This is a genomic window from Microbacterium oxydans (genome assembly GCF_900095745.1).
GTDB lineage: Bacteria > Actinomycetota > Actinomycetes > Actinomycetales > Microbacteriaceae > Microbacterium > Microbacterium oxydans_B.
The window spans coordinates 1-20,774 of sequence record NZ_FMIR01000004.1 but is presented as its reverse complement, the minus strand read 5'-3'; the positions used below and the strand labels follow the sequence as shown (position 1 = coordinate 20,774).

Annotated in this window: 22 protein-coding genes; 12 read left to right on the top strand and 10 right to left on the bottom strand. The window is 69.6% G+C overall.

Going from position 1 to position 20,774, the window contains the following annotated elements; all coding sequences use genetic code 11:
- Window positions 1-83 precede the first annotated feature (83 nt).
- The gene (locus BQ2383_RS00370; RefSeq protein ID WP_091027514.1) at window positions 84-431 is read right to left on the bottom strand and encodes an ATP-dependent DNA ligase; all 348 of its coding nucleotides are present in this window, start codon (window positions 429-431) and stop codon (window positions 84-86) included.
- Window positions 432-619: 188 nt separating this feature from the next.
- Between BQ2383_RS00370 and BQ2383_RS00365 the strand changes: the two genes are divergently transcribed.
- The 3 genes from BQ2383_RS00365 to BQ2383_RS00355 are packed head-to-tail and all read left to right on the top strand — an operon-like array spanning window position 620 to window position 2,074.
- A complete protein-coding gene (locus BQ2383_RS00365; protein ID WP_091027512.1) occupies window positions 620-1,120 on the top strand; it encodes an FHA domain-containing protein in 501 nt (166 codons plus the stop codon).
- 43 nt (window positions 1,121-1,163) lie between these two features.
- Window positions 1,164-1,577: a CBS domain-containing protein gene (locus BQ2383_RS00360; RefSeq protein WP_091027510.1), complete on the top strand. Its 414-nt coding sequence runs from the start codon at window positions 1,164-1,166 to the stop codon at window positions 1,575-1,577.
- Window positions 1,574-2,074, top strand: coding sequence for a CinA family protein (locus BQ2383_RS00355; protein ID WP_091027508.1), 501 nt, complete (start codon window positions 1,574-1,576; stop codon window positions 2,072-2,074). The genes BQ2383_RS00360 and BQ2383_RS00355 overlap by 4 nt, the downstream gene beginning before the upstream one ends.
- 23 nt (window positions 2,075-2,097) lie before the next feature.
- On the opposite strand, the gene BQ2383_RS00350 is transcribed toward BQ2383_RS00355, so the two are convergent.
- From BQ2383_RS00350 to BQ2383_RS00325, 6 genes are all read right to left on the bottom strand, one after another.
- A complete protein-coding gene (locus BQ2383_RS00350) occupies window positions 2,098-3,186 on the bottom strand; it encodes an alcohol dehydrogenase catalytic domain-containing protein (RefSeq protein ID WP_091027506.1) in 1,089 nt (362 codons plus the stop codon).
- An 11-nt stretch (window positions 3,187-3,197) separates the two neighbouring features.
- Entirely contained in the window at window positions 3,198-3,905 is a 708-nt protein-coding gene (locus tag BQ2383_RS00345; RefSeq protein ID WP_091027505.1) for a phosphonatase-like hydrolase, read from the bottom strand.
- Window positions 3,902-5,041 (bottom strand): TIGR03364 family FAD-dependent oxidoreductase, encoded by a 1,140-nt coding sequence (locus BQ2383_RS00340; protein ID WP_091027504.1) that lies wholly within the window; start codon window positions 5,039-5,041, stop codon window positions 3,902-3,904. The genes BQ2383_RS00345 and BQ2383_RS00340 overlap by 4 nt, the downstream gene beginning before the upstream one ends.
- Window positions 5,038-6,765: a phosphonate ABC transporter, permease protein PhnE gene (gene phnE, locus BQ2383_RS00335; protein ID WP_244175827.1), complete on the bottom strand. Its 1,728-nt coding sequence runs from the start codon at window positions 6,763-6,765 to the stop codon at window positions 5,038-5,040. The genes BQ2383_RS00340 and phnE overlap by 4 nt, the downstream gene beginning before the upstream one ends.
- The gene (gene phnC, locus BQ2383_RS00330; protein WP_091027503.1) at window positions 6,762-7,592 is read right to left on the bottom strand and encodes a phosphonate ABC transporter ATP-binding protein; all 831 of its coding nucleotides are present in this window, start codon (window positions 7,590-7,592) and stop codon (window positions 6,762-6,764) included. Before phnC ends, phnE begins: the two co-directional genes overlap by 4 nt.
- Window positions 7,593-7,699: 107 nt before the next feature.
- The gene (locus tag BQ2383_RS00325) at window positions 7,700-8,629 is read right to left on the bottom strand and encodes a phosphate/phosphite/phosphonate ABC transporter substrate-binding protein (protein ID WP_091027502.1); all 930 of its coding nucleotides are present in this window, start codon (window positions 8,627-8,629) and stop codon (window positions 7,700-7,702) included.
- Window positions 8,630-8,798: 169 nt separating this feature from the next.
- On the opposite strand from BQ2383_RS00325, the gene BQ2383_RS00320 reads away from it, so the two are divergent.
- The gene (locus BQ2383_RS00320; RefSeq protein WP_244175826.1) at window positions 8,799-9,542 is read left to right on the top strand and encodes a GntR family transcriptional regulator; all 744 of its coding nucleotides are present in this window, start codon (window positions 8,799-8,801) and stop codon (window positions 9,540-9,542) included.
- A 251-nt stretch (window positions 9,543-9,793) separates the two neighbouring features.
- On the opposite strand, the gene BQ2383_RS00315 is transcribed toward BQ2383_RS00320, so the two are convergent.
- Complete coding sequence (locus BQ2383_RS00315) at window positions 9,794-10,936, bottom strand: sensor histidine kinase (protein WP_091027499.1); 1,143 nt, start codon at window positions 10,934-10,936, stop codon at window positions 9,794-9,796.
- Window positions 10,937-11,163: 227 nt separating this feature from the next.
- On the opposite strand from BQ2383_RS00315, the gene BQ2383_RS00310 reads away from it, so the two are divergent.
- Window positions 11,164-11,820 carry a response regulator gene (locus tag BQ2383_RS00310; RefSeq protein ID WP_244175824.1) on the top strand — a complete coding sequence of 219 codons (657 nt, stop codon included), beginning with the start codon at window positions 11,164-11,166 and terminating at the stop codon, window positions 11,818-11,820.
- On the opposite strand, the gene BQ2383_RS00305 is transcribed toward BQ2383_RS00310, so the two are convergent.
- Complete coding sequence (locus BQ2383_RS00305; RefSeq protein WP_091027496.1) at window positions 11,821-12,684, bottom strand: EamA family transporter; 864 nt, start codon at window positions 12,682-12,684, stop codon at window positions 11,821-11,823. It abuts the gene before it with no gap.
- A 262-nt stretch (window positions 12,685-12,946) separates the two neighbouring features.
- Here BQ2383_RS00305 and BQ2383_RS00300 point away from each other — a divergent pair, with 262 nt between their 5' ends.
- The 3 genes from BQ2383_RS00300 (at window position 12,947) to BQ2383_RS00290 (ending at window position 16,300) form a co-directional block, all read left to right on the top strand.
- A complete protein-coding gene (locus BQ2383_RS00300; protein WP_091027495.1) occupies window positions 12,947-14,230 on the top strand; it encodes a M18 family aminopeptidase in 1,284 nt (427 codons plus the stop codon).
- A 64-nt stretch (window positions 14,231-14,294) separates the two neighbouring features.
- Window positions 14,295-15,737, top strand: a complete 1,443-nt coding sequence (locus BQ2383_RS00295) for a purine-cytosine permease family protein (protein ID WP_091027494.1) — start codon at window positions 14,295-14,297, stop codon at window positions 15,735-15,737.
- Entirely contained in the window at window positions 15,734-16,300 is a 567-nt protein-coding gene (locus BQ2383_RS00290) for a cysteine hydrolase family protein (protein ID WP_244175823.1), read from the top strand. The genes BQ2383_RS00295 and BQ2383_RS00290 overlap by 4 nt, the downstream gene beginning before the upstream one ends.
- A gap of 7 nt (window positions 16,301-16,307) precedes the next feature.
- On the opposite strand, the gene BQ2383_RS00285 is transcribed toward BQ2383_RS00290, so the two are convergent.
- Complete coding sequence (locus BQ2383_RS00285) at window positions 16,308-17,018, bottom strand: MBL fold metallo-hydrolase (protein ID WP_091027493.1); 711 nt, start codon at window positions 17,016-17,018, stop codon at window positions 16,308-16,310.
- Window positions 17,019-17,099: 81 nt separating this feature from the next.
- Here BQ2383_RS00285 and BQ2383_RS00280 point away from each other — a divergent pair, with 81 nt between their 5' ends.
- From BQ2383_RS00280 to BQ2383_RS19470, 4 genes are all read left to right on the top strand, one after another.
- Window positions 17,100-17,624: a TetR/AcrR family transcriptional regulator gene (locus tag BQ2383_RS00280; RefSeq protein WP_091027537.1), complete on the top strand. Its 525-nt coding sequence runs from the start codon at window positions 17,100-17,102 to the stop codon at window positions 17,622-17,624.
- A 64-nt stretch (window positions 17,625-17,688) separates the two neighbouring features.
- Entirely contained in the window at window positions 17,689-18,744 is a 1,056-nt protein-coding gene (locus BQ2383_RS00275) for an alpha/beta hydrolase (RefSeq protein WP_091027492.1), read from the top strand.
- Window positions 18,745-18,814: 70 nt separating this feature from the next.
- Entirely contained in the window at window positions 18,815-19,666 is an 852-nt protein-coding gene (locus BQ2383_RS00270; RefSeq protein WP_091027490.1) for a tryptophan 2,3-dioxygenase, read from the top strand.
- Window positions 19,666-20,774: hypothetical protein (locus tag BQ2383_RS19470; RefSeq protein WP_244175821.1), on the top strand; the 1,109-nt coding region annotated here is incomplete at its 3' end. The genes BQ2383_RS00270 and BQ2383_RS19470, both read left to right, overlap by 1 nt.

The window sequence follows — 20,774 nt, the reverse complement described above, 5'->3', positions numbered from 1 at the left end:
TCGACCGCCGCGAGTGCAGGGGGTTGACAGCCGTGCATGGAGGCGGCGAGGAGCGCCGCCTCGAGAGGAGACGTGCGGCCGAGTCAGAGCTGAGGCGTGACGGGGATCTCTTCGGTGCCCGGCTCCACGCCGGCCTCGGCGGGCTCGGGAACCAGATACAGGCCACTCGGCGCGTTGGCGGTGAAGGCGAGAGCCTCGATCCACGCCCGGTTGATGGAGGGCTGGCGGCTGCCGAAGTACTTGAACACCAGGGAGCTGCCCGGCTGGATCCACACGGTCGTGCGTCCGCCGCCGACGCTCGCATCTTCACGCCAGCTGAACGGGAACGGCTCTCCGCGCCGCAGCTTCGCGGTGATGACCAGTTGCAGATGCGTGAGAGCGCGATCTTCGATCTCGGTCTTCACTCCACCTTCATAGACGAACTTGCCCATATCGTGTGCTCCTTGGTCGCAGTCTGGCCGAGACGACGGCTCACCCTATTCTCGCTCACGCGGCGACAGTATTCCGCCTCTGTTCTGCGCGAGGGCGGCTGCGCGTCCGCCATCGCGAAGTCAACCCCCTCGGCAGAACGGAGAAGCCCTCCTAATGTCGGATTCCCCAGCTCGAGGAGGGCATTTCCATGAACGCACGACACATCGACGACCGCCCCGACGAGGGATACACCCCCGGGACCACCCACGCCGAGTGGGGCGCGGGGAACCCCCGGCTGCGCATCACGCGCGACGACGAGCGCACCGAATTCGCGCTCGAGGCGGATGAGGTGCGGATCGGCTCCGCCGAGGGCAACGAGCTGCGCCTGCCCGACACCGATCCCCTGCATGCCACGATCACGCACGACGACCGCGACGAGTACGTGCTGACGCTGCACGGCGAGGGCGAGATGAACGCCAACGCCGGCGCGGATGCCACGCACCCGGGTGACGACAGCGAGACGCTCCGCACCGGCGCGCACTTCACGGCCGGACCCTGGACGCTGGTGTTCGCCCGCGAGGAGTTCGCCGACCACGGCCGCCCCTACGGCGGACGCGCGGGTGGCGAGTACTCGGATCAGCCGCTGCAGCCCCCGCGTCCGGACTACGACGGCGACGCCGCGGAGTCCGCCCCGCCCGCGCAGCGGTGATGCCGGGCGCCGACGCGCTTCGACGAACACGAGAGGGAAGACGATGACCACCACACGCGACCTCATGACTCCGAGCCCGCGCTGCATCGGCGTGAACGACTCACTGCGCATCGCCGCATCGGTCATGGCGGATCTGAACGTCGGAGCCCTGCCCATCTGCGGTGAGGACAGCCGCCTCAGGGGGATGCTCACCGACCGCGACATCGTCGTCGGTGCCATCGCGCTCGGGATGGATCCGGAGACCACCCCTGCGGAGGCGCTCGCCAACGGAAAGCCCATCACGGTCGACGCGGACGACGACATCCGGGTCGCGCTGGACCGCATGGAGGAGCACCAGATACGGCGGCTGCCCGTGATCGCAGAGCATCGGCTGGTGGGAATCGTCAGCCAGGCCGACATCCCCCGCTCGCTGTCGGCGGCGACGACCGGCAAGACGGTGGAGAGCATCTCGCAGTGACCGACGACATCGAACGACTGAGCGACCTCGCGCGCGAACGAGGGCTGCGTGTGGCCGTGGCGGAGTCCCTCACCTCGGGTCGGTTGGCGAACACGGTCGGGTCCGGAGCCGAGGCATCCGAGTGGTTCGCGGGCGGCGTCGTGGCCTATCTGACGGATGTGAAGGAGCGCGTGCTCGGGCTGGTCCCCGGCACGGACCCCTGTTCGGCGGCGTGCGCCGAACAGCTCGCCCTCGGAGCGCGCGATCTGCTCGACGCCGACCTCTGCGTGTCGACGACCGGAGTCGGCGGGCCCGATCCCGAGGGGGCGCATGAGCCGGGGACGGTCTACCTCGGGTGGGCCACCGCCGACGCGGTCGGACACCGCCGCCTTGCGCTGACGGGAGATCCCGAAGAGGTCCTGGCGGCGACGGTCGAGGCCGCCGTCCGGCTGCTGGCCTTCCATGCCGAGGGCCTGCGACCCGCCGGCCCCCGCCGAACCCCGCAGCAGAACGCGTAGATCGACCGCCGGTCCCCGAAGGGTCAGTGCCCCGGGAGCAGTCCGATCCGCAGCGGTGCGCCGGGTGCCGCCGCTTCTTCGAGGGCGGCATCGATCTCCGGGAGCCCGCGCACCGCGCCGACCGCATCGCCGAACGGATAGGCGCGCCCGCGCCCGGCCAGGAACGCGACGGCCTCGGCGAGTTCGGCTCCCGTGTAATTGTGGATGCCGGCGACCGTGACCAGGCGCCGCACGATGCTCTCGGCGTCGAGCGGGACGGGATCGGCGGGGAAAACGCTGCCGACCAGCACCACCGTGCCACCGACGGTCACGCCGGCGAGCGCCTCGCCCACGGCGTGCCCCGAGGCCTCGATCACGACGTCGGGATCGCGGTCCAGACTCGTCGCGCCGAACCGCGCGGCGAGCGCACGACGATCCGGGTTGGGGTCGAGAACCTCGACCCTCGCACCCTGCTCCGCGGCGATCGCGGCCGCGGAGAGCCCTACGAGGCCCGCCCCATGGATCCGTACGCTGGCCCCGTCGAGGTCGTGGTCTCGCGCGGCCCTGGCCACGGCCGCCCAGGCCGTCGCGGTCGCACACCCCGCCGGGGCGAGCACGGATGCCGGCAGCGCCTCGGGCACGCGCACGATGGCGGTGCCCTCCCGCAGCTGCACATGGCTCGCGAACGCACCGGTCAGGTCGCCGTGCGCACCGACCCGGTCGTGCCCGTACTTGCCGAGGCTGCGGCACTTCTGCGGCATCCCCCGCAGGCATCGATCGCAGCTCGCGCACGAGATCGTCACCGACCACACCACGCGGTCGCCGATGCGCAGCGGAGTGCCGTCGACGGTGTTCGCGCCGGTGTCGCCGGTCGCGATCACCCTCCCGACGCTCTCGTGACCGAGAACGAGCGGGGTCGGGGCCGAGCGGCGCCCCTGCACCGTATGCACGTCGGAGCCGCAGATCGTCGACATCTCGACCGCGACGAGCACGTCGCCGTCGGCGAGCGCGACTCCCGGCACCGCGATCATCTCGTGCGGATGCCCCTCGCCGATCCAGACCATCGCGGTCGCCGCCGGGCGCAGGGCGACATCTCGGCGGTGACCGGGTGGACGGATCAGCAGCGTTCCCATGGCGATCCCTCTCAGGAGGTGGTGACGAACGGGAGCAGCTCACGCTGGGCGAGCACGCCGCGGAGGGCCGTCACGTCGCTCAGCACAGCATCCGCTCCCGCGGCGCTGAGCGCCGGGCGATCGTGGGCACCGGTGAGCACGCCGGCGACGAAGCCGGCACCCGCCCGACGCCCGGACTCGACGTCGCTGACGGTATCTCCGGCGACGGCGACGGCCTGCACCGACGAGGTCTGCGTGCGCAGCAGGGCCGCGAGCACGAGGTCGGGTGCCGGGCGACCGCGACCCGCGTCGACGGGAGACAGCGCGAGGTCGATGAGGTCCCGCCAGCCGAGTCCGTCGATGAGAGCCTCGCGCGTCACCGGGGCGAACCCGGTCGTCAGCGCGACCTTCAGCCCGGCGTCCTTCAGACCCTGGATCGCGTCTGCCGCGCCGGGGATCTCGGAGACACCCTGCTCGGCGACGATCTCGGCATAGGCACCCTCGAACGCGGCGGTGGCGCGCTCGGCCGCGGCCCGGTCGCCCGAGGCGAGGTGCGTGAAGACGTCGATCTTCGACTGACCCATGGTCAGGCGCACGTAGTCCAGCGCGGCGGCCCACGGCATCCGGTCGGCGACGCCCGTGCGCTCGGCGGCGCGCTGGAACGCCTGCTCCACGACGCCGTCGTCGAGCACAGTGGTTCCCGCCATGTCGAGGACGACGAGTTCGAGAGGAGTGGTCATGATGTTCCTTCCATTGCTGCCGTCCACCCGAAGGCGGCGGCGAGGTTCTCTTCGGCCAGGCCGAGGCCCGTGGTCATCCCGATGCCGGTGGTCGCGGCGAGCACGAGCACGCCGTCGTCGCCGCGGTCGATCAGGAACTCCTGCGGTCCCTTCGCGTAGACGCCCTGCCACCGCTCGATCACCCGCGGAGCCGGTGCGTCGAACAGCGCCGTCGCCTCGGCGAGGAACGCGGTGAAGGCGGCCTCGGGCTGGAAGGGCGCCGGAGCGACCGCGGTCGCGTGCGAGTCGCCGATGATGAGCGTGCCATCCGGCAGCTGCGTGTACATCTGGTTGAGGTCGATGGCCGCGAGGTCGGGCCGCTCGACATGCAGGCGTTCCCGCAGCACTGTGGCCTCGACCCCGTCGGCGAAGCGGCCGTAGCGCACGAGCGACCAGCCGGTGAGCAGTGGCGCGGCGAGCGGATGCCGGAACGACACCGCCGCCCGCATCATGTCGAGGGCGCAGCGTGCGATCCCGTGCCGCTCGGCGACCTCGGGAAGCAGCTGGTCGATGTCGTGGTTCACCGCGACGACGACGCTCCCGCAACCGATCGGGCCTCGGGTGGTCTCGACCCGGCCGGCCCCCACCGCGGTGACCGCGGTGCGGAACCGGAACTCCACTCCCAGGCTCGCGAGATGACGCACGATCGCCGTGGCCGCCGTGCGCGGATCGGTCTGCAGGTCGACTTCGATGTGCGCGCCGCCGACGAGGCCGTCCGCCCGGAGCGGGGCGAGGCGCAGGAGCTCGTCGGCCTCGAGCAGGCGGATGCCGCCCTCGCGGGAGGCCGCCTCGAGCACGGCGATCTCGTCGTCGTGGCGGGCGGCCACGAGTGTGCCCGACTCGCGCAGCCAGAAACCGGCATCTTTGGCGAGGCGCAGCCACAGCTCGCGGGAGACGTCGGCGTAGCGCCGGGCCTCCCCGCCCTGGGCGCCGATGCAGAGATGCCCGAAGTTGCGGATCGTGGCGCCGACCGGGGCCTCGGTGCGGTCGACGACCACCACGCGCAGCCCACGGCGGACCGCCGCGTAGGCCGCACCGAGGCCGACGATGCCCGAGCCGACGACCACGACGTCGGCCGTGTCGTGAGTGCCGTTCATCGGAACACCTTCCGCATCCACATGGCGAGCCCTTCGACCACGAGCACGGTGACGAGGATCATCAGGACGATCGCGGTCACGGTCTCGTAGCGCGAGCCCTGGCTGGCATTGAGCAGGTAGTACCCCACTCCTCCGCCGCCGACGATGCCGAGGATCGTCGCCGCGCGGATGTTCGTGTCGAGCATGTAGAAGCTGTGGCCGATGAGCGCCTGCATCCCCTGCGGCACGGTGGCCGAGGTGTAGGTCTGCAGACGGGTCGCGCCGACCGCACGCAGCGCCCGCTCCGGACCGCGGTCCACCTCTTCGAACGAGTCGGCGATGAGCTTGCCGAGGAGTCCGATGCCGCCGATCGCGAGGGCGATGACACCCGCCTGCGCACCGAGGCCCGTGATGACGACGAGCACGATCGCGAGGATGAGTTCCGGGATGCCGCGGATGCCGACGAGCAGCAGCCGTGCCGTTCCCCGCGCCCCTGGGCTCGGAGCGACGTTGCGGGCGGCGAGTGAGCCCAGCAGGATCGACGGGAGCAGGGTGAGCACCGTCGCGGCGAGAGCGATCGCGACCGTGTCGCGCATGGCCTCGAACATCGCGCTCGCGTCGTAGTTGCCGAACGACGGCGGCCAGAACCGGGCGGCGACCTCGGGCAGCTTGGCCCAGAACGTGAAGAAGTCCATCCAGTTGATCTGGCTCACCACGACGCTGCCGATCACGACGAGCACGGCGACGACACCGGCGATCGTGTGACGCACGCGCTGCGCCGTCCAGGGTCGCCGCACCGCGGTCTGCGGGCTGGCGGCCCAGTCCGGGCGCCCGGCGGGTGCCGCTGCGGCGTGCGCACCGAGCCGCGGGTGCAGCATCCGGTCGATCCAGGAGCGGGTGTGCTTCTGCTCGCCGAGCATCGCCCCGCGCACCATGCTGGAGACGATCTCCATCACGATGCAGAGGATGAAGATGACCAGGGCGATGCCGAGTCCCTTGCCGTAGTTGAGCGACTTGAACGCGTACGACATCTCGAGGCCGAGGCCGGCGACGCCGACGTAGCCGAGCACGACGCTGCCACGCAGGTTGATGTCGTTGCGGTGCAGCACGGTCGCCACCCAGCTGGGCAGCACCTGCGGCAGGATGCCGGCACTGAACTCCTGCATCTTCGAGCCTCCGGCGGCGCGGATCGCGAGACGGGGGCCTTCGTCGATCTGCTCGATCGCGTCGGCGAACATCTTCGAGATCATGCCGATCGAGTGGATGCCGATGGCGAGGATGCCCGGGAGCGTCCCGAGGGAGAACATCAGCACGAAAGCCATGGCCAGGACGACGTCGGGCAGCGCCCGGGTGAGGACTCCGATGAAGCGTGCCGCGGCACGCCAACCGTTCCCCGGCGTCGTGTTGGATGCGGCGAGGTAGGCGATCGGCACCGACAGCACCGCGGCGAGCAGGGTGCCGACGAGCACGAGGCCGACGGTGAGGGCGATCAGCCAGGCCAGGTCGGCGGGCTCGGGGAACGACAGGCCGCCGACGCGAGCCATGAAGTTCTCGGCGTTGCCCCAGCTCTGCACCATCGCCGGGATGGAGATGTCGACCTCGCGGACGGCGAGTATGCCGAGCACGACGAGCGCGACCAGCGTGAGGGACGCCGCGATGCGCTCCGGCGAGATCCGACGCTTCGGCGCCCGCTCGGCGACCGTCGAGGCCGCTGCGGTGCGCGGACGGTCGGCGAGGATCGTCATGATGCCGCCACCTGTGCGGCCGCCACGACGAGCTCTTCCTGCACGGCCCTGATCTCGGCGGTGGTGGTCGCGACGCGACCGTAGATCTCCATGACCTCGGCCTTGGTGAGGTCGGTGGTGGGGGTGTCGAGCACGACCTCGCCGTGACGGAGCCCGACGATGCGATCGGCCCAGCTGATCGCGAGGTCGACCTGGTGCAGGCTGCACACGACGGTGAGCCCCTCGTCGGCGGCGATCTCGCGGATCAGTGCCATGACCTGCTCGCTCGACTCCGGGTCGAGCGAGGCGACCGGCTCGTCGGCGAGCAGGATGTCGGGCTTCTGCATGAGGGCACGGGCGATGGCGACGCGCTGCTGCTGCCCGCCCGAGAGGGTGTCGCTGCGCTGGTAGGCGCGGTCGAGCAGCCCCACGCGGTCGAGGTGCCCGAGCGCGGTGAGCTTGGCGGCCCGCGAGTACCCCCAGAGCCCGAGGCGCGGTCCGCGCACACCCGACAGCGAGCCGGTGAGCACGTTCTCGAGCACCGTAAGCGACGGCACGAGCTCGAACTGCTGGAAGATGAAGCCCACGCGGCTGCGGAGATTCCGCAGCGCCCGGCCCTTCAGCGAGGGCACCTGGGAGCCGAGCACCTCCACCGAGCCGGCGGTGGGGATCTCGAGGCCGTCGAGGTGGCGCAGCAGCGTCGACTTCCCCGAGCCGGAGAGGCCGAGGAGAACGACGATCTCGCCGCGGGACACCTCGAGCGAGGCACCCTTCAGTGCAGTGGTCGTGCCGAAGGTCTTCGTCACGCCGTCGAGACGGATGAGGGCGTCGGATGCCGAGGCGGTCATGTCGTAACTCCTGTGGTGTGGTGTGTCATGCGGTGGGGCCCTCCGCCTCGCCGCGCGGGGCGGGCGAGGCGGAGGGCACCGGGTGAGACGAAGGGGTCAGGCCGGGCTCAGCCCTGGCACTGCTCCGCTTCGGTCTCCTTGCAGATGTCGCGGATCAGGTCGTAGTAGGCGTCGTCGACCGGCTTCGTCGCGTAGAAGACGCTGCGGAAGGAGTCGCTGTCGGCGCTGTCGATGCCGGCGGCGATGATGTCGTCGATCGTGACCTCGGAGAGTCCGTCGACGAGCTGCTTCGAGACCTCGTCCGGAAGCGTCGACGAGTACACGAGCGGGGCGCCGGGCACCATCGTCTCGGCGATGACCTTGACCTTGTCCGACTTCTCGACCTCGGAGTCCTCGGCGAAGCCGACCTCGCACTCGACGCCTTCGCCGACCTTGGTCACGCTCACGTCGTGCTTGCCCGCGAAGACCGGAGTGATGTCGGCCTTCGGGTCGATGCCGGCCTCGATCAGGTTGTACGACGGGAACAGGTAGCCCGAGGTCGAAGACGGGTCCACGAAGCAGACCTTCTTGCCCTTGAAGTCCTCGAGACTCTTGATGTCGCTGTCGACGGGCACGATCGCCTGCGAGTAGTAGCCGGGCTCCTGACCCTCGTCGGTGACGATGGAGGAGATCGGGGTGAGCTTGGCGCCGTTGTTGGTGGCGGTGACGTAGGTGAAGCCGGAGAACGAGGCGACGTCGACCTTGCCGGCGACGGCGGCCTCGATGAGTGCCGCGTAGTCGGTGGACTCGTGGTACTCGACGGTCTTGCCGGTGAGGTCGGCGATGTAGTCCATGAGCGGCTGGTAGTTCGTCTCGGTGTCGACCGAGTCGGGGACGACGCCGAAGACGAGGGTGTTCTCGTCGACCGCGAAGCCGCTCGCGGTGGACGACTCGTCGGCGCCGGGGGTGCCGGTCGCCTCGGCGGTGCCGGCGCAGGCGGCGAGGCCGAGGGCGAGGAGCGCGACGCCGGCGAGGGCGGGGAGAGCGCGAAGCTTCATGAGGACCTTTCAGGGTGTGAGGGGTGATCCACGGAAGACTCTCGCAGGTGCCACATCGAGATATGTACCTAACTCGGATTTGTTCAGAGCTCGTTTACCGAGCATTCTTCTGGATGAACACCCCAGGAACACGCTCGCGCCCGTCAGCCTGATCAAGTAATGTACCTATGTGGCTGAAGCTGTGTACACCCAGATCGCCGACGACCTCCGCGCGCAGATCGCTGCCGGCGGGTTGCGTCCTGGCGACGACGTCCCGACCGAGGCGGAGCTCGCCGAGAGGTGGCACACCTCCCGCGGGCCGATCCGCAACGCGCTGGCGGCGCTGCGCGGCGAGGGCCTGATCGAGACGAGCCGCGGACGGCCGGCCCGCGTCGTGGCCCGCAAGGCGAATCAGGCCGTAGACGTGTCGGTGCCGTTCACACGCTGGGCGCGCGAGCTGGGCGTCTCCCCCGGGGCCGAGACGCAGGAGCTGAGCCTGCGTCGCGCCGGCGACCTGGCGGCGGCGCTCGATGTCGACCCGAGCGACACGATCGTCAGCGTCGTGCGGCTGCGCCTGCTGGAGGGACGCCCGACGATGCTCGAGCGCCTCAACTACACCCAGGTCGCGGGCAGACACCTCTTCGACGTCGATCTCGACCAGGTGTCGATCACCGAGCACCTGTCGTCGGTGGGCCACCCGATCGTCACGCTGCAGCACGTGATCGATGCGGTGGCGGCCGACGATCAGGATGCCGCCCTGCTGCGCGTGCCACGCGGCACGCCTATCCTGCGGCTGACCCGCACGTCTCGTGACGCGGAGGGGCGGATCTTCGAGGCCTCGGAGGACCGCTACCTCAGCGAGGTCGTGCGCTTCACGGTCGCCGCATCCGGCATCTCGACCGACGGGCACTACATGCGCGCGGTCGGCGGATAGCGAAGCGGGAAACACCGCTCGGAGGCCGGAAAAACAGGCCGTTAATGCAGAAGGCGATCGCGAGCGCGCAAGTTTTTCAGAAGCCAGAAAGACCGCGCCCGCGATCGCAGCGCTGGGGACGCTTTATCTGGGGAGCCTTCAGGATATGGCTGCACGCAACGCGTTCCACAGTGTCGAACGTCGAGACTTCTCTAGACTTTCGTCTAGGTTCACGCGGATCGCGGAAAAGGGTGCCTCCACACTCTAGAGCATCAGACGACCGGAAGTCGGGCCGACACGACCCAGAATCCGTCGACTTCGCCGGCGCTGAACTCACCGCTCGCGCCCATGACCCGCTCCGCCATCCGGCCGAGGCCCGTGCGGCTCGACGAGAGCTCGCGGCGCGGCGTCGTCGGCAGGGGGCTGCGCAACGTGAGGAGCGCGACCTCATCGTCCACGGCGAGGGTGATCTGCACCTCGCCGGGGCCGGCGTATTTGAGGATGTTCGTGGCGGATTCGCGCGTGATACGCGCGAGCACGATCTCGACGGCTCGCGGGATCCGCTCGTCCTGAGGATCACCCTCTCGGAGAACGGAGTGGCCGGCGGCTTCGAACTCCTCCGCCGCCTCGTCGATCGCGGCGGCGAGGTCGCCGGTCTGCACGCTCGACGACTGCGGACCGTCGTCGGCGAGTTCGATCACGAAGCGGAGATCGGTCATCGCCTTGCGCGCGGCGACTCGGATCGCCTCCTGCGAATCGGAACTCGTCTGGGGGCCTTCGAGCATCTGCACGTGCAGTGCGACCACCGTGAGGTGGTGCGCGATGCTGTCGTGCAGCTCGCCGGCGATCCAACGTCGCTCGGCGAGGACTGCCTGTCGTTCCTGTTCGGCGCGCGCCTCGAGTTCGCGTTCGAGACGGCTGCCACGGGCGAACGCGAGCCGTAGGGCGAACCCGACAGCTCCGGCCACCGTGGCGAAGATGAGGAAGAGACCGACGTTCACATCGGTGTCAGCATCGCCATTGGCGACGACTGCTGCAGCGATGAGGAACGCACCGGTGTACGACAGGATCAGGGAGGTCCACCCCAGCCTCATGACCAGGCCTGCCGCGACAGCGGCGGCGGTCAGAACCTGGGACTCGGTTCCCACGAGAAATGAAGTGGCGAACACGACGCCGAGGGCGCATGTCGCGATGAGCGGATTCCAGAGGTAGAGAGCGAACGCTGCTGTGCATGCGACGCTCACCAACAGTGCCACCGGGTTCACACCCGGGGTGGTGAAAAAGCCTATGACGTCTGTGGCGATGGTGATGGAGACGATGACCAGGACGACGATTCGCTCGATCGCGCTGAGCTTCTCACCCCGACCCAACCGAAACGAATCCGTGGATCGTCGGGTCGATTGGTCGAAGGCCATGGGTTCACTATCTCCTATTCGCCAGGTACGCTAGCGGACGAGACCAAAAAACTTGCCAACCTGCTGCCAGAAAGTCATTACGTTCACCTCCATTATGTAGTCGTTCGTCGATGTCTGTATTCATCTTCTCGGCGAATCGCGGAGCGCACATCTGTCTCTCGTCTAGAGGTTTTTAGCCAAAGGTCTACATCGTCATCACCTGTCGCCCGCGCCGTTAGGCTTCCCCCATGCAGGAAATCCGTGTCGTGATCGTCGATGACGATCCCCTGGTCCGCTCGGCGCTGTCGCACTTCGTCTCCCGCGACCCCGAGATCACCGTGATCGCCCAGGCGGAGGACGGCGTGGAAGCGATCGCCACGGTCGAGCGCGAGCAGCCCGACGTCGTGATGATGGACGTGCAGATGCCCGAGATGGACGGCATCGAGGCCACCGGGGTGATCGCCGAGCGCTGGCCGCACGTCCGCGTGCTCGCCGTCACCACTCTCGACGGCAGCGACACGGTGCTCCCGATGCTGAGTGCCGGCGCCTCCGGATACCTCCTCAAGGACTCGAGCGCGGACGAGATCGTCACGGGCGTTCGCGAGGTGCACAGCGGCGCCAGCTCGCTCTCCCCGCGGATCGCCTCGATGCTCATCAAGCACGTGCGTGACTCGACGCCCGTCGCCGCAGACGCCGATGCCCTCGAACCTCTCACCGACCGCGAGACCGAGGTGCTGAACTGCCTCGCGAAGGGCATGTCCAACGCCGAGATCGCCAAGGCGCTGATCGTCTCCGAGGGCACCGTGAAGGCGCACCTCGGACGCATGATGTCGAAGTGGCACCTGCGCGACCGCGTGCAGATCCTCGTCACGGCCGCGCATGCCGGGCTCGTCAGCTTCCGCTGATCACAGGGCCAGCAGGACGATTCCCGCGACCACGACGAGCGAGGCCGCGATCCGCCAGCCCGGACGCGACTCCCGCAGTACGAACACGCCGAACAGGCTCACCAGCACGACGCTCACCTCGCGCAGCGGCGCCACCAGCGCCACCGGAGCGATCTGGATCGCGGTCAGCACGAGGATGTACGACAGCGGCGACAGGATGCCGAAGACGAGGATCCGCCGCCACTGCGCGCGACCGAGCGCCCAGACGGCGTCCCATCGGCGGCGCACCGCGAACGAGTAGAACGGCACCTGCAGCAGGCTCGTGCCGACCATGAACGCGACGGGCGAGAGGTTCCAGGTGCGCACCGCGTGCGCGTCCCAGATCGTGTAGACCGCGATCGCGACCCCGGTGAGCAGGCCGAACAGGATGCCGGGATCGATGCGCCGCGAGCGACCTCCGGCCCCCCGGTCGACGAGACCGATCGCCACGACGCCGACGATCACGGCTGCCACCCCGATCAGCGCCACCACCGAGGGTCGCTCCCCGAGCAGCAGCACCGCCACGATCACCGACAGGAACGGTCCGGTTCCCCGCGCGGTCGCGTACACGGTGGAGAGGTTCCCCTCGCGGTAGCCGCGCTGCAGCACCGTCATGTAGGCCACGTGCAGCACCGCCGAGACGGTCACGCCCAGCGCGAAGGAGCCGAGGTCATCCGTTCCCAGACCGCCCGTGAAGGGCACGACGCCGATCCAGACGAGCGTGCTGCCGACCGCGCCCCACCAGAGGAACGGCGACCCCGCTCTGCTGACGCCGTGGGCGATGATGTTCCACGCGGCGTGGGCGATGGCCGCCCCGAAGACGAGGACGAACGCGAGAGAGGACACGACGAGACCCTTCCGTCCGGCGCACGGCGCGACGAACAGGGTCCTCCGGGCTTTTGTCCTGTCAGATGACGGCCCTCCTGCGGAGGAGAACCGTGGCGCCGCTCGGACCAGACGGGTGTGGACCCCGGAACCCTAGGCGCTATCGAGACGAGCCTAACCCGGCGGGATGAACACCAGGCAAACGACGGTCCGTGGCAGGAAGCGGACCCGCGCATCACCCCGGCTACGCTCGAAGGACCGCTCGTCTCCAGGAAGGCCCGCCATGCCCGTCACCCCGGTCGCACTCGCCCACGCCGAGGACCTCGCCGACTTCGTCGCCGCCTCGCCCTCGAGCTACCACGCGGCGGCGGAGGTCGCTCGACGGCTGGAAGCAGCCGGGTTCACGCCGCTGCGAGAGGAGGACCCCTGGCCGACCGAAGCCGGCGGCCGGTACGTCGTCGTGCGCGACGGCGCCGCGATCGCCTGGACCGTGCCGGCGGATGCCACCGCGACGACTCCCGTGCGGATCTTCGGTGCGCACACCGACTCCCCCGGCTTCAAGCTCAAGCCGCAGCCGACCACGGGTTCGCGCGGCTGGTTGCAGGCCGCCGTCGAGGTGTACGGCGGGCCGCTGCTGAACTCCTGGCTCGACCGTGAGCTGCGCCTCGCCGGACGCCTGGCGCTGGCGGACGGTCGCGTGGTGCTCGCCGACACCGGACCGCTGCTGCGCCTTCCGCAGCTCGCGATCCATCTCGACCGGGGCGTCAACAACGGACTGGCCCTCGACAAGCAGACCGAGACGCAGCCGGTGTGGGGACTCGGTGACCCGAGCGAAGCCGACATCCTCGCCGAGCTCGCCGCATCCGCCGATGTGTCGGCCGCCGACATCCGCGGCTACGACGTCGTGGTCGCCGACACCGCGCGCGGAGCCGTCTTCGGCAAGGACAGCGCGTTCTTCGCATCCGGCCGCCTCGACGACCTGGCCTCGGTGCACGCCGGAGTGGTCGCCCTCGAGGCGCACGACCCCGCAGCGGGCGGACCGATCGCCGTGCTCGCCGCCTTCGATCACGAAGAGCTGGGCTCCGCGTCGCGCTCCGGCGCCGCCGGCCCGTTCCTCGAAGACGTGCTCGAACGCGTGTACGCGGGTCTCGGTGCCGATGGATCCGCGCGCCGCCAGGCCTACGCCTCGTCGTGGTGCCTGTCGAGCGACGTCGGCCACTCGGTACACCCGAACTACGCCGCCAAGCACGACCCGGTGGTGCAGCCGGTGCTCGGCTCGGGCCCGATCCTGAAGATCAACGCGAACCAGCGGTACGCGACGGATGCCGTCGGCGCGGCATCCTGGGCGGCCTGGTGCGAGCGCGCCGGCGTGGCCGGCCAGGAGTTCGTGTCGAACAACGGCGTGCCGTGCGGATCGACGATCGGCCCGATCACCGCGACACGGCTCGGCATCCGCACGGTCGACGTCGGCATCCCGATCCTCTCGATGCACTCCGCACGCGAGCTCGCCGGGGTCTCGGACCTGCACGACCTCGCGCGCACCGCGCAGTCATTCTTCGCGGGCTGAGCTGCGGCGAGATCCGCGTCGCGAAGTCCGCCCGGCGCCGTCCCGGCAGTGCCAGGATGTCAGCATGACGGACATCAAGCCGGCCCTGATCGAGCGTGCGGGCATCGAGATCATCCCCGAATCCGAGCGGACCGCGAAGCCGCGCGACCTCTTCTGGCCCTGGTTCGCGGCGAACGTCTCCGTGTTCGGCATGTCGTACGGCTCATTCGTCCTGGGCTTCGGCATCTCGTTCTGGCAGGCGACGCTCGTCTCGGTCATCGGCATCGTGGTTTCTTTCCTGCTCTGCGGACTCATCGCGATCGCCGGCAAGCGCGGATCGGCGCCGACCATGGTGCTCTCGCGTGCGGCGTTCGGCGTGCACGGCCAGAAGGTGCCGGGCATCGTCTCGTGGCTGACCTCGATCGGGTGGGAGACGTTCCTCGCGATCATGGCGGTGCTCGCGACGGCCACCGTGATCACGCAGCTGGGCGGCGACGGCGACAGCATCGCGCTCAAGATCATCGCCACCGTGATCGTCGCGGCGCTGATCGTCACGGCATCCGTGCTCGGCTATCACACGATCATGAAGCTGCAGTCGGTGCTCACCTGGGTCACCGGCATCGTGACGGTGCTGTACATCATCCTCGCGGCGCCGCAGATCGACCTCGCGGCCGTGCTCGCCCGCCCCGACGGCGGCATCGGCCAGGTGGTCGGCGCGCTGGTCATGGTGATGACCGGGTTCGGGCTCGGCTGGATCAACATCGCCGCCGACTGGTCGCGGTACCAGAAGCGCACGGCATCCGACGGGTCGATCGTCGCCTGGAACACCATCGGTGGATCGGTGGCCCCGGTGATCCTGGTCGTCTTCGGTGTGCTGCTCGCCGGTTCCGACGAAGAACTCTTCAACGCGGTGCAGTTCGACCCGATCGGTGCGCTCGCCTCGATCCTGCCCCCGTGGGTGCTCGTGCCCTTCCTGCTCACGGCCGTGCTCGCGCTCGTCTCCGGCGCGGTGCTCGGCATCTACTCCTCCGGGCTGACGCTGCTCAGCCTCGGCATCCGCATCCCGCGCCCCTCTGCCGCCGCGATCGACGGAGTGATCCTCACGATCGGCACCATCTATGTGGTGTTCTTCGCGACCGACTTCCTCGGGCCGTTCCAGAGCTTCCTGATCACGCTCGGCGTGCCCCTCGCGTCGTGGGCGGGCATCCTGATCGCCGACATCCTGCGCCGGAAGAAGGACTACGACGAGGAGGCGCTGTTCGACAGCCGCGGCCGCTACGGCGCCTGGGACTGGACCTCGATCGGCACCATGGTCGTGACGAGCGCGATCGGCTGGGGTCTGGTGCTGAACGGCTTCGCCGACGACGCGCCGTGGAACAACTGGCAGGGCTACCTGCTGTTCCTCGTCGGCGGACCCGACGGCGCCTGGGCGTACGCGAACCTCGGAGTGTTCTTCGCGCTGGTGCTGTCTTTCGTGGTGACGTACTTCGCGCGGGCCGGGAAGATCCGGCGTCAGGAGAACGTGTGACCCCCTCGACAGGCTCGGCCCCGCAGGAAGCCTGGCTCGTGGTGATCGACCCGCAGGCGATCTTCGCCTCTCCTGACTCGGCGTGGGGCTCGCCGTTCTTCGCGGAGGCGATGCCGCGCATCCGCGAACTGGCCGATGCGTTCGGCGACCGGGTGCTGATCACGCGGTGGATGCCGACCGCCGACCGGTCGACCTCGTGGGGCGACTACTTCGCTGCCTGGCCCTTCGCCGACCAGCCGCCCGGCGATCCGCTGTTCGACCTCGTCCCTGAGGCGGTGGGGCTGTCGCCGCATCCGACGATCGACCTGCCGACGTTCGGCAAGTGGGGAACCGAGATCGAGGCCATCGTCGGTCGCGGCGCTCACGTCGTGCTGGCCGGCGTTTCGACCGACTGCTGCGTCATCTCGACGGCGCTGGCCGCAGCCGATGCGGGCACCCACGTCACGATCGCCGCGGACGCCTGCGCCGGGTCGACGGCCGAGAACCACGCGGCCGCCCTGCAGGTCATGGGGCTGTATCCGCCGCAGATCACGATCAGCGATACGGCGACCATTCTCGCCTGATGCGTCGTCAGGCCGCGGCGCGGACCGCAGCGGCGATGTCGGCGGGCGAGCCGTGCCAAGGGGCTCCGTGCCCCGGCAGCACCCAGGACGCCGAGAGGGAGCCGAGCCGGTCGAGCGAGGCGAGGGCGTCTGCCGGCTCGTCCGTGAACGGCGCGGGCTGCGCGCCGGTGCGCCCGGTCAGCACATGCCTGGTGGTCAGCGCATCGCCGACGAAGACGGCATCCACGGCCGGGACGTGCACGGCGATGCTGCCCGGCGAGTGCCCCGGCATACCGATCACGAGAGGGGCACCCGGCAGCTCGAGCACATCGCCGTCGGCCACCTCGACCACCTCGGCGACGTGGCGGGTGCGCAGTGCATTCTTGCGGATGCCGTAGGCGAAGAAGCCCAGCGTCGGGCCGACCCGGGCCGGCCCCATGGGCGTCTTCGGCTTCTCCCCCGTGCGCACCCGGTGGCTGTCGGCCGCGTGGATGAACACCGGGACGCCCGCCTCCTGCCGCAACCGCTCGGCGAACCCGATGTGGTCGCCGTCGCCGTGGGTCAGGACGAGGCCGCGGATATCGGAGAGCGGACGACCGATGTCGTCGAGCTCGCGCTGAAGGTCGTGCCAGTGCCCGGGGAGGCCCGCGTCGACCAGGGTGATGCCCTCGGGCAGGTCGACGAGGTACGCGGCGACGATGTCGTTGCCGATGCGGTGCAGGTGGGGTGCGAGCTTCATGGCGGATCCTCTCGGAATGTTTGCGATGGCTACGTTACGTAGCTATCATGGCTATTGTCAATAGCCATGCAGGAGGACGCGATGCCGACACCCGAACGCACATCCGTCGAGGAGATCGTCGCCGCGGGCCGCGAGATCCTCGAGGTCGCAGGACCCGCGGGCCTCACGATGCAGGCCGTCGCCGAACGCGTGGGCGTGCGCGCCCCGTCGCTGTACAAGCGGATCCGGGACCGAGACGCACTGCACGCCGCGGTGGCGACCGCGTCCATCGAGGCGCTCACGGCTCGGCTCGAGGCCGCGGGCGACGATCTCACCCCGCTCGCCCATGCCTACCGCTCGTTCGCCCACGCGCATCCGGAGGGCTTCCGGATCATGTTCACCGTCGCCGCGCCACACGATGCACTCGATCGCTCGGCCGCGCCGCTGATCCGTGCGACAGCTGCACTGGTCGGCGAGGACGACGCGCTCGATGCCGCCCGTCTCTTCACCGCCTGGGCGACGGGGTTCCTGCAGATGGAGCTCTCGGGCGCCTTCCGCCTGGGCGGCGACGTCGACCGTGCGTTCGAATACGGCCTGAGTCGACTCCTCGCCGGACTGGCCGACTGACCTCCATCCGCCGGCGTTCGAATCGCGCCCCGGACTACTGGCACACTGATCGGTGGAGGGGTCCATGAGCATCGACGCGCACACCGAAGAACCCGCACGCCCGACGAAGGCCCGCAAGCCGTGGCATCGGACGAAGATCGCCCTCGGCATCATCGTCGCGGTGGTCGCCGTGGTCGCGATCGTCGGAACGATCACGCCCTGGCCGTCGGCCATGGTCATCCGCGCCGTGTTCACCCAGGGCGGCGAGGAGACGGCCGCCGAGATGGACAAGCACGTCCCCGACACGAAGCTGTCGGAGCAGAAGGATGTCGCCTACGGTGACGACGGCGCCGACACCACGATGGACGTCTTCCGCCCGGCATCCGCCGACGGCCCCCTGCCGACGGTCGTCTGGATCCACGGCGGCGCCTGGATCTCGGGGGCGAAGGAGAACGTCGACCCCTACATGCGCATCCTCGCCGCCGAGGGATACACGACCATCGCCGTGAACTACACGATCGGCCCGGAGGGCGTGTATCCGCTCGCCGTCCACCAGCTCGACGCGGCCCTCGCCTACATCGACGAGCACGCCGAGGAGCTGGGCGTCGACGCAGACCAGATCGTCCTCGCCGGCGACTCCGCCGGCGGACAGCTCGCCAGCCAGATGGCGACGCTGATCACCAGCAAGGACTACGCCGAGATCATGGGCATCACCCCGTCGCTCGCGCCCGACCAACTCGTCGCGACCGTGCTCAACTGCGGCGTGTACGACCTGTCGGCGCTCGCCCAGCTCGACGGGCTGGCCGGCTGGGGACTCAAGTCGGCCATGTGGGCATATTCGGGCACGAAGACCTGGGCGGAGGACTCCACCGGCGCCACGATGTCGACCATCGACTGGGTCACCGCCGACTTCCCCACGACCTACATCTCCGGCGGCAACGGCGACGGGCTCACGTGGCTGCAGTCGATCCCGATGGCCCAGCGCCTGGACGAACTCGGTGTCGACGTGACGACGCAGTTCTGGCCCGCTCCGCACGAGCCGCAGCTCCCGCACGAGTATCAGTTCCACCTCGACCTGCCGGATGCGCGGACCGCCCTGCAGAAGACGATCGACTTCCTGGACGCGAACACCACCCGCTGACGGTCTGACTGCGGACCGCGCAGACATTTCACTTCTGTGACGATCGCCGCAGAAGTGATATGTTCAGCCCATGCACACCGAGAACGAACGCGCCCTCGAATCCGGGATCGTCACCGACCTGTCCGGGCGGATGACCTACGGGTCGTACCTGGCGCTGGACCAGCTGCTCACCGCGCAGCATCCGGTGAGCGAGCCGCAGCACCACGACGAGATGCTGTTCATCATCCAGCACCAGACCACCGAGCTCTGGCTCAAGCAGCTGCTGCACGAGCTCTCCTCCGCCCGTGAGCTGCTCGCCCGCGACGACCTGCGCGAGGCCCTCAAGCGCATCGCCCGCGTCAAGCGCATCCAGGACGTGATGACGCAGCAGTGGTCGGTGCTCGCCACCCTGACCCCGACCGAGTACGCGCAGTTCCGTGGAGCGCTCGGCAACTCCTCGGGCTTCCAGTCCGTGCAGTACCGCGCGGTGGAGTTCGCCCTGGGAAACAAGAACGAGAAGATGCTGACCGTCTTCGCCGACCACCCCGCCAACCTCGCGCTGCTCACGGCCGAGTGGGAGAAGCCGACGCTGTACGACGAGTTCCTGCGCTTCGCCGCACGTCGTGGACTGCCCATCCCGACCGCGATCCTCGAGCGCGACGTGCGCGAGCCCTACCGCGAGACGCCGGAGCTCGTACCCGCGATCCGCGAGATCTACCAGGACCCGAGCCGGTACTGGGACCTGTACGAGGCGTGCGAGGACCTGGTCGACCTCGAGGACAACTTCCAGTTCTGGCGGTTCCGGCACCTCAAGACGGTCGCGCGCACGATCGGCATGAAGGTCGGCACCGGCGGCTCCAGTGGCGTCGGCTTCCTGCAGCGCGCCCTGGATCTGACCTTCTTCCCCGAGCTCTACACCGTGCGCACCGAGATCGGCCGCTGATGCACGCCGCCACGTTCTTCGACGGGATCGGCTGGCGCGAGGGCGTCGTCGAACTCACCGACGGGCGCATGCGGCTGCAGGATGCGGTTCCGACCGCCGGGCTCCCCCGCCTCGACGGCGTCGTCGTCGGTGGGTTCAGCGACCACCACGTGCACCTGCAGCTGGTGGAGCACGCCCGGCTGGCGGGGTCGCGCCTCGGCCGGGTGGTCGACCTCGGCGGGAATCCCGACGTGGTTCGGCGGCTCGCTGAGCACCACGTCCGCGTCGAGTTCGCCGGCGCGTTCCTCACCGCGCCGGGCGGCTACCCGTCCGACCGCTCGTGGGCGCCGGCCGGGTCGGTGCGAGAGATCGCCGATGCGGATGCCGCCGCCGCAGCCGTGTCCGAGATGGCCGCGGCCGGAGCCTCGTGCGTCAAGGTCACCAGCAACAGCACCGCCGGACCGGTGTTCTCGGACTCGCTCCTGCGCACCATCGTCGGACTCGCTGCCGACCGCGGGCTCCTCGTCGTCGCACATGCCGAGGGCGCGGGCGAAGCGGAGCGGGTCGTCGGTCTCGGTGCCGCCCGACTCGCCCACGCGCCCTTCACCGAACGCCTCGACGATTCCGTGATCGAGCGGCAGGCGGCGAGCGCCTCCTGGACCTCGACCCTCGCGATCCACGACGGCCCCGAGCGCGAGGTCGCGATCGACAACGTCCGCCGTTTCCACGCGGCGGGTGGCACTGTGCTCTACGGCACCGACTTGGGCAACGGTCCGATGCCGGTCGACCTGAACCCGCGCGAGATCGCCGCCCTCCGCGAGGCCGGGCTCGACGACGCCACCCTCTGGCGAGCGCTCTCCCCGGTCGACCCGCTAGACCCCGCCTCGAATCTCCTGCTCCTCCCCGGGGGCACCCCGGCGGCCGCCGACCCGCTCGTCGCGATTCTAGTCGAACACACCCACCGCGTGCTGGTCACGAGTTTCTCAGACGCGAACCGCCGCGCAGCCGTCTCCTCCGTCCTACGCGCCGGCGCCTCGCTTCGGCCTGCGACATCGGGCGGAAGCCGCACGATCGCGGCGCTGCGCGCGCTGTCCGCGCTCCGGCTCTCCCCCGCACGTGTCCTCCAAGG

What these genes read in the sequence shown, in the direction of transcription:
- BQ2383_RS00370 (WP_091027514.1), bottom strand. Translation starts at nt 431, where the DNA reads ATGGGCAAGTTCGTCTATGAAGGTGGAGTGAAGACCGAGATCGAAGAT.
- BQ2383_RS00365 (WP_091027512.1), top strand. Translation starts at nt 620, where the DNA reads ATGAACGCACGACACATCGACGACCGCCCCGACGAGGGATACACCCCC.
- BQ2383_RS00360 (WP_091027510.1), top strand. Translation starts at nt 1,164, where the DNA reads ATGACCACCACACGCGACCTCATGACTCCGAGCCCGCGCTGCATCGGC.
- BQ2383_RS00350 (WP_091027506.1), bottom strand. Translation starts at nt 3,186, where the DNA reads ATGGGAACGCTGCTGATCCGTCCACCCGGTCACCGCCGAGATGTCGCC.
- BQ2383_RS00345 (WP_091027505.1), bottom strand. Translation starts at nt 3,905, where the DNA reads ATGACCACTCCTCTCGAACTCGTCGTCCTCGACATGGCGGGAACCACT.
- BQ2383_RS00340 (WP_091027504.1), bottom strand. Translation starts at nt 5,041, where the DNA reads ATGAACGGCACTCACGACACGGCCGACGTCGTGGTCGTCGGCTCGGGC.
- phnE (WP_244175827.1), bottom strand. Translation starts at nt 6,765, where the DNA reads ATGACGATCCTCGCCGACCGTCCGCGCACCGCAGCGGCCTCGACGGTC.
- phnC (WP_091027503.1), bottom strand. Translation starts at nt 7,592, where the DNA reads ATGACCGCCTCGGCATCCGACGCCCTCATCCGTCTCGACGGCGTGACG.
- BQ2383_RS00325 (WP_091027502.1), bottom strand. Translation starts at nt 8,629, where the DNA reads ATGAAGCTTCGCGCTCTCCCCGCCCTCGCCGGCGTCGCGCTCCTCGCC.
- BQ2383_RS00315 (WP_091027499.1), bottom strand. Translation starts at nt 10,936, where the DNA reads ATGGCCTTCGACCAATCGACCCGACGATCCACGGATTCGTTTCGGTTG.
- BQ2383_RS00310 (WP_244175824.1), top strand. Translation starts at nt 11,164, where the DNA reads ATGCAGGAAATCCGTGTCGTGATCGTCGATGACGATCCCCTGGTCCGC.
- BQ2383_RS00300 (WP_091027495.1), top strand. Translation starts at nt 12,947, where the DNA reads ATGCCCGTCACCCCGGTCGCACTCGCCCACGCCGAGGACCTCGCCGAC.
- BQ2383_RS00295 (WP_091027494.1), top strand. Translation starts at nt 14,295, where the DNA reads ATGACGGACATCAAGCCGGCCCTGATCGAGCGTGCGGGCATCGAGATC.
- BQ2383_RS00285 (WP_091027493.1), bottom strand. Translation starts at nt 17,018, where the DNA reads ATGAAGCTCGCACCCCACCTGCACCGCATCGGCAACGACATCGTCGCC.
- BQ2383_RS00280 (WP_091027537.1), top strand. Translation starts at nt 17,100, where the DNA reads ATGCCGACACCCGAACGCACATCCGTCGAGGAGATCGTCGCCGCGGGC.
- BQ2383_RS00275 (WP_091027492.1), top strand. Translation starts at nt 17,689, where the DNA reads ATGAGCATCGACGCGCACACCGAAGAACCCGCACGCCCGACGAAGGCC.
- BQ2383_RS00270 (WP_091027490.1), top strand. Translation starts at nt 18,815, where the DNA reads ATGCACACCGAGAACGAACGCGCCCTCGAATCCGGGATCGTCACCGAC.